Origin of the sequence: Dictyobacter vulcani (assembly GCF_008974265.1) — a bacterium.
Classification (GTDB): domain Bacteria; phylum Chloroflexota; class Ktedonobacteria; order Ktedonobacterales; family Ktedonobacteraceae; genus Dictyobacter; species Dictyobacter vulcani.
In genome coordinates this window covers 2455832-2471104 of sequence record NZ_BKZW01000001.1, presented here as the reverse complement: position 1 = coordinate 2471104, position 15273 = coordinate 2455832, and the positions used below count along the sequence as shown (strand labels likewise).

Genomic DNA, 15273 nt, shown 5'->3' with positions numbered 1-15273 from the left:
CAAAAAAAGATGAATAAATTAAGCGATAAAAAAGGCTACCCCTGGTTTTTCCTGGATGCAATGCCATCCTGGATCAACACATGGACAGTCACCATATGCATTATTCTCGTGTGCGCTCTGAGCCTCTTTGTCTATTCACGTTTCAGCACCGACCTGTCTCCAGATAGTCTGGCCGGCTATAGTTATGCGATCATTGGCAGCACGTTCATGCTGCTGGCCACCTTTCTATACACGCGCACCCGCAAATCGCATCGGCGCAAAATAGGACAACTGAATGCATCACTCAACTGGCACATCTGCTTTGGTATCGTTGCCATGTTTATACTGTTCCTGCACTCCTTCGGCAACTTTAATCCTCGCAGCGGAACCTATGCTCTTTATGGCATGATTGGCCTGGTACTGAGCGGCTTTATTGGACGTCAGATCGATCGCTTTGTCCCCCGCCAGATCACCCAGGAAGTAAAAAAAGCCTTAACCGAACAAGGCGATGACCGCATAGAACTCATTTCCCGCAATGTACAAGATATCGTCAGCTACAACACACAAAATCTCAGTGCTTTTCCAGCCAACGCGCCCGCCCCAACAAAAGCCACGCGTCCCCTGCCAAACACAGTAGCAGCTTCGAATCCCATCAGTATTAGAGGAACATCTTTACCTGGTTCGTGGGATATCGCTTATATTTCACTGGAAGAAACGCCGCAGGAAATCAGTCGTTACAGCCAGCAATATCGCTTTGTTCCAGATAAAAAAAGTGCGCTTGCAACACCAGGCGCATTGATGCCAGGCTATAATCAGCAGATCGAACAACTACAAAACGTACAGCATGCCTTACAGCGAGAACAATTCTACCGCGCCCTGATTCGTTACTGGCGCGTCTTCCACATCCTGCTGGTCCTGCTCACCTTTGGTCTCACCATCTGGCACCTTGTCTATGCGGGACAACTTTTGATCCCGACATTTTTCCGACATTAAGCCACCGGAAAAGAAGAGATCATGCCATTCAATCGTGTGAGCGAAGCTAGCCGCGACAGAGCGGCGTTCACGATTGTTTTTCAATAGTAGAGTGATCGTCATGCCAGAGTTTCAAAGATTTGCCATTTTGAAACACAATGCACAACCAGGACACGCTCTTGCTCGTATTACATACATGGCGTTTAGCAGGAGGAAACATATATGCTACAGCAATCAGCCAAAAAAGATTATCATAGCGACCGACTCGTGAACGATTTTGCCCAACCCAAACGGCACCAACTTTTCTTGCATGGCTTTAAAACACTTAAATTAGTCAAAGCATTAATGACAGATGGAAGAATATCAACCTTTAAAAAAGGACTTTTTATTGCTTCAATAGCTGGAATCATAGCAATTCTGCTTTTTCCAGACGCTATTAATGAGACCGTTTTGAGCGCAGCATTACCTTTTGTAGGAACCGTTCTGGGAGTGCCATTGGATGCGGGATTTGATTGGATAGCCCTATCAGTGGTAGCGGTGAATCTCTTACGCTACTTTCCCGCCGAGGTAGTTTCAGAACATTATGGTCGCATTTTTGCATAAATACGTGCGGACGCACGCGCAGAGATAAGCCATTATCCCCCAGTTGTATATTGGCCGATAATACATTAAAGCGTTCTATCAACGCTTACGGCCAGGACTTCATGGGGGATTTTCTATTACAGTCTCCACCACAAACTATGCAGTAGTTTTACACCCGAAAAGCAATACCCCCCCATAGCAAGTCCATTTCAACCTTTTTATATAGATAAAAGTCTATATATCACTCAATTAATCGCGCAGATTAAAGAGAAAAAGGGAACTTGCTTTCCTGAGCAAAGCCTGCTAGCAAGCACATGCCATAGCTTCAGAGTACTGGATCCTCAGTTAATTAGGTGACGTAAGTTTATCGTTAGGAGTCGCGGGTCGGAATTTCTTGCCATCATTAATAAAGACAACGACCTGATCCTGATTAGACAGGTGGACGTGCACAATCATATCTGGTTTTTTATCGGCATTTAAGTCTTTGAAATCCAACGTAACGGGTGCCAGATCATCATTCTCGCTGCTAATAAAATTCACTACATAACTGATCGATTTACCTGCTCCAGTATCGCCACCCATCATTTCAAAGATGACCGCCTGATGATTATAATTTATCGCCATAAAATGACTTTTATGTTGATCGCTATCACCATGACCAACAACTGCATCCGTGTGAAATGTACGGGGGTAGCCATACTTGAAATCATTATAACGATTAATACCCCATGACAATGCGGTACTACCTAAGACCCACAATACCAGCATCGCCACCATACCAACGCCAGCCGGTAAAAGCCAATGAACACGACGTTGTGGCTTCTCTTTAACTGGTGGTTTGGATGGTCGTGTGCTTCTAGGAGATGTCGTGGTATAGACAGGAGGTGGCTGCACAGGTAGACGTGGTTGCCGCCCTGTATGGCCAGTCTGACGCATTTGCGGCGGTAAATCTCTCGTCATACCCTGACGTCTGGTCGGTACAGTAGAATTAACCGGTTGTGAAGTAGGATAACGCGGTGTCTGGGTATTCGTAAAACGGACAACACTCGAACTTGAACGAGGAGGATCAATCATCCCTTCGTCAAAACGATATCCATCAGTATGTGGTGATGCATCGGCTCTGCTCATCGGTCTCTCACGATTTGCCTGTCTTTGTGGATATACCGATGCATGAGGAGCCTGACTGCTTGTCGTTCCTCTTCCGCGTCGTCGCGACGCTGACTGTTCACCATCGGCCGCCATGAGTAATCCTTTCTCTTGCTGTATGGCTTACCTGCCAATAATACAGGAAGATATCACAGTTTAGGGTTAAAACTGTATCGAAAGCTATCATACTATCAAACTGAAAGCTGTGTCAAATGGTTGTTTCACGCTATAACAAAAATGTTCTTATTGTTCCATCTCATGATCCATTTTTGATGGATACCCATCAAAATAATTCCAGTGAGAATTGTACAAAAGATAACGCACCTTCATGCTTCCATATCAGATCAAGGCGTACATGCAGGTTTTTTTGTCGTTATATAGAAGTGCTACTATTCTTACGAATGAGTCACGTTCCAGGTGACAAAAGCGCTTCTTTGTTGGCGGAGTATGATGAAAGGAGAAAAGCTAATACCGATTCCAGTCCACTGGAGAAACAAATAATGGGGACAGCAGACAAGCCAACAAATCCATCCTCGCCAGCGACTCATGCAAGTACCTTACCAGAGGTTATGTATAGTCTTGGGAGCCTGACAGATCTTTATGAAATGGGATTTGTGCTGGGCATGAAGATGGATTCCGATGAACTACGTCAGCATATTCTCACACATATGCGTCGGTCCATTCAAGCTACGGGAGCCTGTCTTTTGCTATATCATGCGGCCCAACAACATTTCATTCCAGTGAGCAGTCAGGGAGAAAAACTCCCCTGTGGTCAGCTTTCAACCAGCCTCAACGGACAAGAGATCGAGCGGCTATCCTTACGCGGTCCAGGAGCAACCCTCGACACCAGGGAGATCAATCACCAGACCATTTTACTGGTCACACTGAATTATCATAAAACGTTGATTGGTCTGGTTGCCCTCTCACTGGTAGATAAAAACACCCTGCTGGATTCCAGGGGTCTGCTCTTAACCTACATGGGAAACGTAGCGGGCCAGATCCTCTATACCCGGCAACAATGGGATGACGAACGTCAGGCAGCAATCGAGCACGAACGCCTGCGCATAGCGCGCGACCTCCATGATAGTGTGGTCCAACAAATTACCTTTACCTTCTATAAATTAGAGTTGATTCAACGCTTGCTAGAACAGCAAAAGATTCAGGAATCCAATCAGGAAATCATACGCGCCAGAGCGATCCTGGAAGAAAGCCTTCAGGAGCTACGCGCCAGCATCCACGCCCTTCCCCCACCCCTGTTAGAGGAACAAGGCATCCAGGATGCCATTGCCCAACTACTCGACCAATATGCTATGGATGATCCTGGCACCAGCATCCAACAAAACATTACAGTACTCCAGCCCATACCAGAACAGTTAGAAGTACCAATTTTGCGCCTGCTACAAGAGGCATTGGCCAATATTCGCAAGCATGCCCATGCCAGCATTATCCAGGTTCAGATGCACACGCAAGGCAATCTACTGTTCATTACTATTCAGGATAATGGCAAAGGTATATCGACCCAACAACCACACGTAGCAGAAATGGCACCAGAACAGGAGAGCACCTCAGCGCAGATGGGATTAAAGACTATGCGCACACGAGTTCAGGAGGCAGGTGGAAGCTGGAAGTTGCATAGTCAGCCAGGCAAAGGGACAAGTATTAAAGTATACTTTCCGCTTGCCGGCCCGATCGCCGCATTAACTCCACGCGAGCAAGAAATATTACCTCTGATTGCTGAAGGCTTAACCAATCGGGAGATTGCCAAAAAACTGGCCATCAGTCGCGAAACTGTAAAAACACATGTACACCATATGATGCAAAAGCTACAAGTCAAAGAGCGCACCCAGATAGCCCTGGTAGCCGCTACCCAGGGCTGGATTTAAAAAATTCTCAATGTACCCGGAACGTATCGCCCCCGAGCAAACAAACAAGTTATCTACATGTCTTCGTCGGGTAGAAGTCCCTGCCGCAAAGCGAAGATAGCCACCTGGGTACGATCACGCAGGTGTAATTTCTGGAAGATAATAGAGAGATAATTTTTGACGGTCTTCTCCGAATATGCCAGACGTTCCGCGATCTCCTTATTGCTCATGCCAGCCGCCAGGTAACGAATAATCTCAACTTCTTTTTCTGAAAGCTGGGCCATGTGTTGTCCAACAGGAGCAGAGGAATCTGGTTGGCGGCGCAATTCATTGACCAGTACACCAGTCAAAGAAGGAGAGATCGCCACTCCACCAGCATGAACCGTCCGAATCGCCTGAGCCACGTCCCGCGCAGATGCATTCTTGAGGAGATAACCACGTGCGCCATTACGCATCGCCTCAACGATCTGCTGATTCTGACGATGCATCGTCAACATAATCACTGCCACAGCCGGAAACTGTTGGGTCACCTGACGTGTAATTGCAATACCATCCACCACCGGTAAATTAATATCCATCAACACCACATCGGGATGCAACTGCCGAATCTGCTCCATTGCCGTAAAGCCATCTATCGCCTCCCCCACCACCTCAATATCATCCTCTAGAGAAAAAAGCTGGCTCAGCCCTTCGCGGATCAAAGCATGATCATCCACAATCAGAACCCGGACCTGACTGGTAGGCGGCACACCTATACTATTCCAACCATCTCCAACACCAGTAGCCAGGGACTGTCCATCATTGCCTATAAAAACCGGAGAAGGGAGAGTCACCGACTCTGTAGCCACCGTTGTATGTAAGCGATGATCCTCAGTATCAGGATAGCGCATAAAAAGACTCCTTCCAACCTGAACAGAATAGCAAATTGTCAATGACTCGCCTGCTGCGGCCAAACTTGCTTGCTTCATACACTGCCATAATCTCAGTATAGCCTGTGAACAAATGGGGTAATGCTCTGCATACGATTGAAAATCAATGGGAAACACTGCTCAATTGCCGCTAAAAACATACAGGAAAGTGCTAGAGGGGCCTACCTGAGTTAAGCAGGGTGCATTATACCTACAAGACCGGTACAGTGGACTGGCAAGCGGCTAAGAGCCATAAAAAAGGAGAAACATGAATCTTAACGCGTCATACTGGAACGCATCGTGATTAATTGTCGGCTATGTTGCCGATCATGTAACGGAAGCATGTTTACAAGCTGATAGAACCTGCGTGGCCCCCATGAAGCAAAAATAAAAGGACGTTCCCAGCAATCAAGAGGAAGCCGGGTGAGATAAGAGAAAAGCTCATTACGCTGCACAGACATCTCTTCAAGCACCATCTCAAGGGTAAGAGGGGATGCAACAGCTTTAACGCTGACCGGCACTAATTGCAGCAAGACCTCTAGCTGTGGATTATCTTCTGCTTGAATGCGCCGCAACTGCTCCAGGGCCAGCCCTTCAATCGTGGAAAGATGATGGGCAATCAGCAACGGAGACTCACCAGCAGCCGTGAGAGGGCGGGCAAAATCCTCATGTTGAAAAGCGGCCAATTGGCCCATAAACTCGATACGAGCCATGACTAATTTGCGCCGTACCTTGACAAAAGGACTCTCAATCCCCGCCATATCGCCTCCCCATATCGCTTCACAGCTAGTCTTCTTGCTGCTTTACCAGACGACTATATAAGCCATCCAATTGATCCTGATTATTAAAATGCAGGACCAGGGTGCCCTTGCCTTTAGGATTACACTTCAAATCAACCTTGACCTGCAAAGCCTCGCGAAAGTGATCTTCCAGGCTCTTCACTTCAGGTGAGCGAACGGGAGGCTGTGCGACCTGCGCAATGGCAGCCTCGACATTCTCAGATCCCTTAATGCGGGTCGCCAGCTCTTCCGCCTGGCGAACATTCAAGTGCAAAGCAATAATCTGTTCCATCGCCTTGACCTGATCCTCTTCACGTGTAATGTTAATCAAGGCACGCGCATGACCGGCCGTAAAATTATCCACCTGGCTCACCAGCATATCGCGTACACGGGCCGGCAATTGAAGCAAGCGCAACGAATTAGTAACGGTCGCCCGGTCCTTACCAACCTGTTTCGCCACCGACTCCTGAGTCAGCCCAAATTCCTGAATCAACGACTGATAAGCCATCGCCTCCTCAATCGGATTCAGGTCCGCGCGCTGAATATTTTCGATCAACGCCATTTCCAGCATCTGTTGCGGAGTCACATCCTTAATGACCACCGGCACCTTTGTCAGACCAGCCAGGCGCGAAGCACGCCAGCGCCGCTCACCGGCAATAATCTGAAACTGGACGACCGTGACCTCTGCCGTGGGTTCCGGCACACCAAACCAATCATTGGCCGTCTGACTGGATTGAGCCTTATCAACTCCATCCAGGCGCGTCACCACAATGGGCTGAATCAAACCATGCTCTTTAATGGAATCACGCAACTCGAGTAATCTGGGATCATCCTCACGGAAAATACGCCGTGGCTGGCGAGGATTAGGAATGATGCTCTCAATCGGGACAATCGGCAAAGTGTCAGTTGAACCTTTTACTGGTTGTTGGGCAGACATCACATCGGACGCGCCTGGCAAAAGCGCATTCAGACCACGTCCCAAGCCGGCTTTCGGTTTAACCACGAGCTAATACCTCCTCGGCAAGTGCACGATATGCCAGACCCCCAGGAGAATTAGGATCGTAATCAAGGATTGACTGACCAAAGCTGGGAGCCTCACTGAGACGGACATTTCGATTAATAATGGTTTCAAAAATCTCTTCCGGGAAGTGGGTGCGAACCTCACGTACGATATCGGCTGCCAGACGGGTACGCGAGTCAAACATTGTCATCACCACCCCGACAATATACAGAGCAGAATTCAACTTCGACTTCACAATATTGACCGTGTTCAACAACTGACTCAACCCTTCCAGGCCAGATATTCACACTGGATCGGAATCACAATTCCATCAGACGCCACCAGAGCATTAATAGTCAGCAAACCAAGAGAAGGAGGACAATCAATGATCACATAATCGCAACGCTCACGAATCGGCTCAAGAATCTGGCGTAGACGATGCTCACGAGCCATCGCTCCAACCAACTCAATCTCAGCGGCAGCCAGATCCACAGTACACGGAGCCACCACCAACTCACGGCGTGGGGTGGGTACGATCACATCAAATATAGAAATTTCATTATTCTCTTGTACCAGTAAGTCATAAATAGTATGGGTACGCTTACTTTTTAAAACGCCGATCCCGCTTGATGCATTAGCCTGGGGGTCCATATCAACCAGCAAAACCCTGCGCCCGGCAGCAGCCAGATATGTTGCCAGGTTAATGGCCGTGGTCGTTTTGTAGGGTAGGAACCGTGCGCCTTGATCTTTTCCAAGATTAGGTTTCATTGAACCCCCCTCCGAACCGGACGTACACATTTCTGCGTATCCGGCTCTCCAGCCATTCCTAGTTCAATTGTTTTTGCCTTTACAGCTTTCTTTATGCTTTGCACATTGCGGCCTGCATGAATTGCGTCGTGGCAAGCGATACAGACCACCAGAGTCTTCCTGTTCATGCTACACATTGTCAGCTTCCATGTTGGGAGACTGTCGCCTCGTCTTGCATACTCTTGCTTGATGTCCTTGAGTTTTCGGATGTGGTGAACTTCGTAGCTATCCCGGTTGGGTAGTTCCTGTTCACATAACTCACACTTTTTTGCGTTAATTCGTTCAATTATCTGGTGCCTATTTGGGACACCATTGAATAAGGCTCCATTAGCTGTTGCTCCTGTGAGGGGCTTATCCTTTTTCTTGATTGAATCATTGAAGTAGGTCATGGTTTTCATACCTTCTTTTGTCTGGTATGTTACACCAAAGATCCTTCTTGTTCCCGCTTGTTGTTTGAGCTTGACTTCCACACCGTATTTCTCAATGACTTTTGGTAGCGAGCTTTTTTCTTTTCGGGCGACCGTTTTCAATAGACTGTCGTAGTGGTAGTGTCTGAATCTACCAATTTTTTTACTCACATCAGTTGCCAGGCAATAGTACTGATACAATCCTCTGATTTCTGAATTGTATTGTTGCAACGTGTCTAAGAGTGGTTGGTTGATACGCGCATTATGGTGTGTGGCTTTCCCTCTTACCATGAACGGCTTCAACTTTTCCGTGATTACATCAGATGGCACGAGTAACTGGATCGTTTCATTGGCTGCACGCTTTTTGATTCCCAGGGTGTTTTTGGTAAGTTGCGCATCTTCCCTGGTTTTGGATATTTCATATCCAAGAAATCGTACTCGTCGGTCACTAAGGTTGGTGATGACAGTTTTGTCCATGTTGAGTTCGAGTTGTAACTCTTCTCCCAGGAAATCCCTGATCTTTTCCCTTATATTTTCCGCCAGGTTCTTGCTTCCAATGATCATGACAACAAAGTCATCTGCATATCTCGTGTATTTTACTCTGGTGTATGCTTTGTCGAAGGGGTCCTTAGTGTGCAAGGTCCTCATTGATTTGAGGAGGTCCCGCGCTCTTTCTTGTTCGCCATTTTTTCTCGCCAGGAAGCGTGCCATGTTTAGATCCTGGTACGCTTGATTTTTTCGCCTCGTTGTTCCTCTAGTCTCTTGTTGACAGAGGTTCTCTATGAACATATCCAGCTCATTGAGGTAAATGTTGGCGAGTATCGGACTCACTATTCCCCCTTGAGGCGTTCCTGAGAGCGTTGGATGCTTCTGGTTAAATTCCAGATATCCTGCTTTCAAGAATTTTTCAATCAGGTTGATAAAACGTCCATCACTGATTTTCTTTGAGAGAAGTTCGCGGAGCTTTATATGTGAAATGTTCTCAAAGAATCCTTTGATATCCCCTTCAACTACCCAATTTGTGCCTTTACACGTTGTCTTGATTTGAGTGAGTGCTGTATGACAGCTTCTTTCGGGTCGAAACCCGTGCGAGCTATCACTAAACACTGGTTCGTATATTGCTTCTAACATGAGCCGTATGACTTCTTGTACCAGCTTATCTATGAATGAGGGAATACCCAGTGGCCGGAGGCTACCATTCTTTTTGGGAATGGAGACTCTTCTTACTGGTTTTGGGGAGTAGTTTTCAGTTTTTAGCTTCTCAATGACTCCATGCACTTTTGCCATGTTGAAGCCATCGATGGTCTTTCCATCCACTCCCTGCGTCATATTTCCTTCTCTGGCATAGATATTACTGTACGCTAACACATAGAAGTCCGGGTTGAACAGATTTCTGTACAGTCTATCGAAAACGTACAAGCTGTTCTGGCTTGACTTTTGAGCTAGCATTGACAGTACTACTTCAGCGTTCTGCATTGCGCATACCTTTGTAAAACTATCAATTGAATGACCTGCTTCCCTTCGCCATGTGGTAGGTGTTATCTACCTCGGACTACTATGGAAGCTCCGTAGTCATATCAGGTTTTCAGAGCCTTGCGCTCATAGCCTTTATGGGCATCCTGACTTAGACTATCTCCGTTTAGCTTTCACTTTGCATATATGAGTGATTTAGGTTCCCGTTCGTTTCTTTAACGTATCTCCGATACGCTGAAGGGCTTGCTAGAGAGTACAGAAGTCGTAGGAAAATACCTCTGTAAGCTACCCTTGTATCCGTGTTTAGTTTGCTTACGGATACCCCGGCGGGTTAAGGCGAAGAAACTGGGTTTAAAGCAATTCAGCTTTGACCATGTCACTCTTGGTCTTGCACCACTATCTTTTTGCAAACTTGGAGATATGGTGCTTTCCTAACATGCTATGTTCCCTTACGGTGTTTCCACCTCCGGTAAGTTAGTTAACCATACGGGTCCTCTCTACCCGTAGCTCTTCTCAGAGCAATGCAAAGTGCGCCTTACGGACGCACTCCGACGCCGCCTTTTTGGTTGGTAATTGCGTATACTTTTGACACAGAATCCTACCATGCCTTTCCTCTTCCATGCTGAAGACCATAAAGCTCCGCTTCACCGACATTGTAACAAATGTATCAAAGAGAAGCAACATGAGTTATCGCCATGGTGAGAATTTATCCGTTTGAGCGCATGACAATCTATGTGTATAAAGAATATATCAGCATAGTCAGTCATGGATAGAAGTTTATATAAACCAATAAAAACAATTAAAAGAACAAAAAACATGCGTCTGCCACATTATAGACCACATGACAAAGAGGGTTCATCATCTATCGTATGAACCCTTATGACTGCGACCAGGACTATAAGGTGACGCGATTACCACCGGAAGGCATAGTAAAACGCAGAAAGCCACCACCAGCCAGGCGGGTACACAGCACGGCAATTGTATAGAATACAAACAAAAATACCGCGGTCCGCATTTCATAAAGGCCATAATCAAGCAAGCTCAAATGACTGGCATCATGGGCAAACAAGCGCACCAGAACAGGACCCTGCTGCACCTCAAACATCGTCAAAGGCAAACCACAACAGAGACTGATCACAATATCAAACGCCAGACAAATGGCCGCTATTCTGGGTCCCAATAGCCAGAAACGCTTACTGAGACGTTCCCGCTTCGTAGAAGTCATACGGCGCGCTGCCCACACTGGTGGTAGAATATACTGGAATACTAAAAACAGCAGGGGTATGGCAACGAATGTCCAATCGGGAAAGAAAGCGGGCGTAATCAAAGCTCCGAGCCGACCCAGGGCGTAAATGATAACCCCTTCAATAATGCCGCGGCGATAGCTCACTTTATTGAATAGCATAAAGACAAACCTGATTTCGTCTTATGAAAAAAATGATAGAAGAAACAAGTACATAGTGTAAGATGAACCGTTAGTTACAACCGCAGGAACCGCCGCCGCAACCGCAACTTCCACCGGCATCGGGCAGACCATCAAAAGATAAATCTTCGCCACGACCAGTGGGGGATGCAAAGACAGAAAGCAGGCGGCGAACTTTTTCGCTATGGCATTTCATACAAACAACATCATCAGCATGTTTATGGCTGACCAGTAGCTCAAACTTCGTCTTGCAGTCTGAGCAATAGTACTCAAACAAGGGCATAAAAAGTTACCTCCATTTTATGGAAAACGCTCTATATCAAAGAATATTGTAGTGTCTGGCTGTGACCACGTCAAGTCAGCTATAATGGAGTCCGGTCTCTTTATCGCCTCCTGCGGCATGGATGAGAGGATAAAAAAGATATCTTTGTAGTCCTACTTATGATGATTACTACTTGAGGTACAATATGTGCCAGCGATAGATACTTAAGGAGAAGGAAGACAGCATATGGCTCTGACAATAGGAATTATCGGTTTGCCGCAGAGTGGCAAAACGAGTTTATTTAATGCTTTAACCCAGGCAGGCGCGCCAATCGGGGGCTATGCCACCAGCACTGTACAGGCAAACGTGGGCGTAGTTCAGGTTCCTGATGCCCGCTTGCAGCCGCTAGCCGACATCTTTCAGCCAAAGAAAGTCACACCGACCACGGTAGAATTTGTAGACGTGGCCGGCATGGGTCAGGCCTCCCAGGTCGCCAAAGAAAAAAAAGAAGGGCTGAGCGCCGAATTTCTGGGACATATTCGCAATGCCGATGCGCTGGCAGTCGTACTGAGAACCTTTGCCAATGATAACGTAACCCATATCAATGAGAGCATCGACCCTTATCGCGACCTGGAAAGCCTGAACGCCGAACTGATGATCACCGATCTCTCATCCGTTGAACGCCGCCTGGAGCGTACAGCGCGGGCCGCCAAGTCCGGTGATAAAAAATATCAGCAAGAGGTAGAGATTCTCAAACGTTTTCAGGAAGCACTGGAAGAATTTAAACTGGTTAAAGAACTGGAACTGGGTCAGCCTGAGCATACCTTGCTCAAAGAACTCTTCCTTTTAACCATGAAACCACGCATGTATGTACTCAATGTCAGCGAAGGGGTTCTGGGCGAAGCCAACGACCTGCTGGACAAGATTAACGCAGGCGAAGAGTTTGCAGAGGACAAGTTAAGTGAAGAACTAAAAGGCATCGCAAAAGTAGCCAGACGCGCCAAAACCGAGGGCTCCGAAGTAGCCGCCGTCTCAGCCAGTCTTGAAGCTGAACTATCAGAGCTACCAGAAGAGGATGCGCAAGAATATCTGGAATCGCTGGGACTGCCAAAACTCGGTGCAGACCGCGTGATCCAGGTTGGCTACCGCCTGCTCAATCTCATCACCTTCCTGACCGCCGGTGAAGACGAGGTACGAGCCTGGACCGTTACGCAGGGAGCCAAAGCCCCTGAAGCCGCCGGCAAAATCCACTCGGACATCGAGCGCGGCTTTATTCGCGCCGAAGTCGTCCATTTCAACGACTTCATCGAGTGTGGCTCATTTGCCGCCGCCACCAAAAAAGGCGTCCTGCGCCTGGAAGGTAAAGAATACATCGTCAAAGACGGCGATATCGCCCACTTCCGCTTCAACGTCGGCAAATAAATCCAGTCATCTCTTTCTAAATAATGGGGGTGTTGGTGGTCGGGGTAGTTGCCCCGACCACCAACACCCCCATTATTTTAATGGCGAGCGCCGCAGGCGCGAGGTGTGCGCTTAATCGTATTGTTTAATTAATTTATCGACGAGATTCCCGATCTCGTGCCAGAGGTGGTGTTGATAATCCAGCATCCGCGATTGGCTCAAATCAAACTCGCGATTGGAGGAATCCTTTTTCGCGTTATCAGCAAACTGCTGAGATAAGGCATTCGTCTTATCGCCACGCCCATGTAAATATACCCCCAGCTCATTCAAATCTTTTAAAAGTGCCTGATATTTTTCTTCAGTAGTAGGCATTCGTCTCAGCTCCTCAATGGCCACGTGCAACACAACTTATTTTCCTGGCGCACGCTCCTGGCCTTCATCTAGTTTTAAAGCATCCGCAAAGCGATTAAAGAAATTAAAGATTCCAATCACAGTAGTAAGTTCAACAATTTCGCCATCATCGAAATACGACTGGAGTTCATCCCACAATTCTTCATCAACATCGCGAGCGCTGGTCGTAACAATCTCCGCATAACGCAAGGCAATCAACTCGCGCTCAGTAAACAAATGTCGATTTTGATCGATATGATAAAGAGCGTCAAGCAGCGCCTCGTCCAATCCCATCTGCCTTGCCAAGGCAGTATGTGCGGTCTCTCAATAGAAGCAAGAGTTCACCTGAGAGACGCGAATAGCAAGTAATTCTTTTAACTGTGGCTCGACAGTACCGCCCCGCATAGCCGCTTCCACTAACTGCATTGAGCTCTGCATAATATCTGGACGATGCGCCATGGTTTGAAAAAGAGACGTCATCGTAGAACTACCAGCCGTAGCAAACGCGGGTAACTGAACCGAGTCATCAGGTTGGATGCGCGGCATCGACAACCTCCTCACAAAATCAAGATAGACAATCCCTATCTATTCTATGAAACATATCAGTTGTGCGCAAGCAGGAGTGATCCAGAAAAAAGGGGGGGTAGTAGTGTGGATTGACACTATTCCGCACTCATGTCTACAATGAATGAGCGACGCAAAGGAGATCAGACCTGTGAATATAGCACAACCTACTCAAGAAGCAGATTTTATTGCCCGAACCCGGATTGGCATTATTGGTGGTGGCCAGTTGGGATTGATGATCAGTGAAGCGGCCCGTAAGCTAGGCTTTGCCTCGGTCGTTGTTCTTGATCCAACCCCTGCCTGTCCAGCCTCCACGGTAGCTGAACAGATTGTCGGCAGCTTGAAGGATCCTGTTGCCCTCCGTCAACTGGCCGACCGTACGGATATTTTGACCTATGAAATAGAACATATCAATACCCAGGCCTTGCAGGACTTGCAGGATGAGGGTATGAAAATTTATCCTTCGCCGGAATTACTCGCCATCATCCAGAATAAATTTGAGCAAAAAGAATTTCTGGCCCGCCATAATATTCCTGTTGCTCCCTACCTCTCGGTCTCATCGACCGCAGATATCGAGCAAGCCGCCCGACAATGGGGCTATCCACTGGTCCTGAAGGCAAAGAAAGATGCGTATGATGGACGTGGTAATGCCCGCATCAATGGACCCGCCGATATCGCGAGCGCGCTGGCCCGGCTCGGGGATCGTGAACTGTATATTGAAAAGTGCCTGGATCTGGATAAAGAGCTTGGTATCATGATTGCTCGTAACGAACGAGGAGAAACCTCGACATTCCCGGTCGTGGAGATGCTGCATGAGCGCGATATCTGCCTGAGCGTCCTGGCACCAGCACCAGTCACAAAAGATATTCAGCAAGAAGCGCAAAAAATCGCCAGCGAGACCATTGATAAGCTGGCAGGTATCGGCATCTTCGGCGTCGAAATGTTTCTGGATAAAGAGGGAAAGATCTGGCTGAACGAGATCGCGCCCCGCCCGCATAACTCCGGTCACTATACCATTGAAGGCTGCCAGACCTCGCAATTTGAACAACACCTGCGCGCCGTCACCAATCTTTCCCTTACGCCCACCACCATGTTGTATCCAGCCGCCGTCATGGAGAATATTCTGGGTGAACGCAACGGACCAGCGGAAGTACATTGGGCACAGGATTACGATCATGAGCATGTCTTCCCACATATCTATGGCAAGCGTGAGACAAAAATTGATCGCAAAATGGGACATATCACGGTAGTGGGAGATGGGCTCGACCAGGTTTACAGACAAGCAAAGGAGGCGAGGGCAGCGCTCTCGATATAAGTA

Annotated in this window: 15 protein-coding genes and 1 pseudogene; 5 read left to right on the top strand and 11 right to left on the bottom strand. The window is 47.6% G+C overall.

Features of this window, described 5'->3' with window-relative positions:
* Nucleotides 1–9: 9 nt before the first annotated feature.
* On the top strand, nt 10–972 hold the full coding sequence (locus KDW_RS10340) for a hypothetical protein (protein ID WP_151755873.1): 963 nt from the start codon (nt 10–12) through the stop codon (nt 970–972).
* A gap of 201 nt (nt 973–1173) precedes the next feature.
* Nucleotides 1174–1554, top strand: a complete 381-nt coding sequence (locus KDW_RS10335; protein WP_151755872.1) for a hypothetical protein — start codon at nt 1174–1176, stop codon at nt 1552–1554.
* Nucleotides 1555–1878: 324 nt separating this feature from the next.
* Here the strand turns inward: KDW_RS10335 and KDW_RS10330 are convergent, their stop codons facing one another.
* Nucleotides 1879–2775: a hypothetical protein gene (locus tag KDW_RS10330; RefSeq protein ID WP_151755871.1), complete on the bottom strand. Its 897-nt coding sequence runs from the start codon at nt 2773–2775 to the stop codon at nt 1879–1881.
* Nucleotides 2776–3179: 404 nt separating this feature from the next.
* On the opposite strand from KDW_RS10330, the gene KDW_RS10325 reads away from it, so the two are divergent.
* Nucleotides 3180–4562, top strand: a complete 1383-nt coding sequence (locus KDW_RS10325; protein WP_162005119.1) for a helix-turn-helix transcriptional regulator — start codon at nt 3180–3182, stop codon at nt 4560–4562.
* Nucleotides 4563–4615: 53 nt separating this feature from the next.
* Here KDW_RS10325 and KDW_RS10320 read toward each other — a convergent pair whose 3' ends face one another.
* The 7 genes and pseudogenes from KDW_RS10320 to KDW_RS10290 form a co-directional block, all read right to left on the bottom strand.
* Complete coding sequence (locus KDW_RS10320) at nt 4616–5431, bottom strand: response regulator (RefSeq protein ID WP_162005118.1); 816 nt, start codon at nt 5429–5431, stop codon at nt 4616–4618.
* Between the two features lie 293 nt (nt 5432–5724).
* Nucleotides 5725–6210 carry a DinB family protein gene (locus KDW_RS10315; RefSeq protein WP_151755868.1) on the bottom strand — a complete coding sequence of 162 codons (486 nt, stop codon included), beginning with the start codon at nt 6208–6210 and terminating at the stop codon, nt 5725–5727.
* A gap of 25 nt (nt 6211–6235) precedes the next feature.
* Nucleotides 6236–7231: a ParB/RepB/Spo0J family partition protein gene (locus KDW_RS10310; RefSeq protein WP_151755867.1), complete on the bottom strand. Its 996-nt coding sequence runs from the start codon at nt 7229–7231 to the stop codon at nt 6236–6238.
* Nucleotides 7224–7996: pseudogene (locus KDW_RS10305) on the bottom strand (ParA family protein). The gene KDW_RS10310 and the pseudogene KDW_RS10305 overlap by 8 nt, the downstream one beginning before the upstream one ends.
* Entirely contained in the window at nt 7993–9918 is a 1926-nt protein-coding gene (ltrA, locus tag KDW_RS10300; protein ID WP_151755866.1) for a group II intron reverse transcriptase/maturase, read from the bottom strand. Before ltrA ends, KDW_RS10305 begins: the two are co-directional and overlap by 4 nt.
* An 892-nt stretch (nt 9919–10810) precedes the next feature.
* Nucleotides 10811–11320, bottom strand: a complete 510-nt coding sequence (locus KDW_RS10295) for a hypothetical protein (protein WP_151755865.1) — start codon at nt 11318–11320, stop codon at nt 10811–10813.
* A gap of 70 nt (nt 11321–11390) precedes the next feature.
* On the bottom strand, nt 11391–11621 hold the full coding sequence (locus KDW_RS10290; RefSeq protein WP_151755864.1) for an FmdB family zinc ribbon protein: 231 nt from the start codon (nt 11619–11621) through the stop codon (nt 11391–11393).
* Nucleotides 11622–11852: 231 nt separating this feature from the next.
* On the opposite strand from KDW_RS10290, the gene ychF reads away from it, so the two are divergent.
* Entirely contained in the window at nt 11853–13022 is a 1170-nt protein-coding gene (ychF, locus tag KDW_RS10285; protein ID WP_151757332.1) for a redox-regulated ATPase YchF, read from the top strand.
* 111 nt (nt 13023–13133) lie between these two features.
* Here the strand turns inward: ychF and KDW_RS10280 are convergent, their stop codons facing one another.
* The 3 genes from KDW_RS10280 to KDW_RS10270 are packed head-to-tail and all read right to left on the bottom strand — an operon-like array spanning nt 13134 to nt 13937.
* Nucleotides 13134–13373, bottom strand: a complete 240-nt coding sequence (locus tag KDW_RS10280) for a hypothetical protein (RefSeq protein ID WP_151755863.1) — start codon at nt 13371–13373, stop codon at nt 13134–13136.
* A 36-nt stretch (nt 13374–13409) separates the two neighbouring features.
* Nucleotides 13410–13679 carry a carboxymuconolactone decarboxylase family protein gene (locus KDW_RS10275; protein ID WP_162005117.1) on the bottom strand — a complete coding sequence of 90 codons (270 nt, stop codon included), beginning with the start codon at nt 13677–13679 and terminating at the stop codon, nt 13410–13412.
* Between the two features lie 36 nt (nt 13680–13715).
* Complete coding sequence (locus KDW_RS10270; protein ID WP_151755861.1) at nt 13716–13937, bottom strand: carboxymuconolactone decarboxylase family protein; 222 nt, start codon at nt 13935–13937, stop codon at nt 13716–13718.
* 169 nt (nt 13938–14106) lie between these two features.
* Between KDW_RS10270 and KDW_RS10265 the strand changes: the two genes are divergently transcribed.
* On the top strand, nt 14107–15270 hold the full coding sequence (locus KDW_RS10265; RefSeq protein WP_198925240.1) for a 5-(carboxyamino)imidazole ribonucleotide synthase: 1164 nt from the start codon (nt 14107–14109) through the stop codon (nt 15268–15270).
* The last annotated feature ends 3 nt before the right edge of the window (nt 15271–15273 follow it).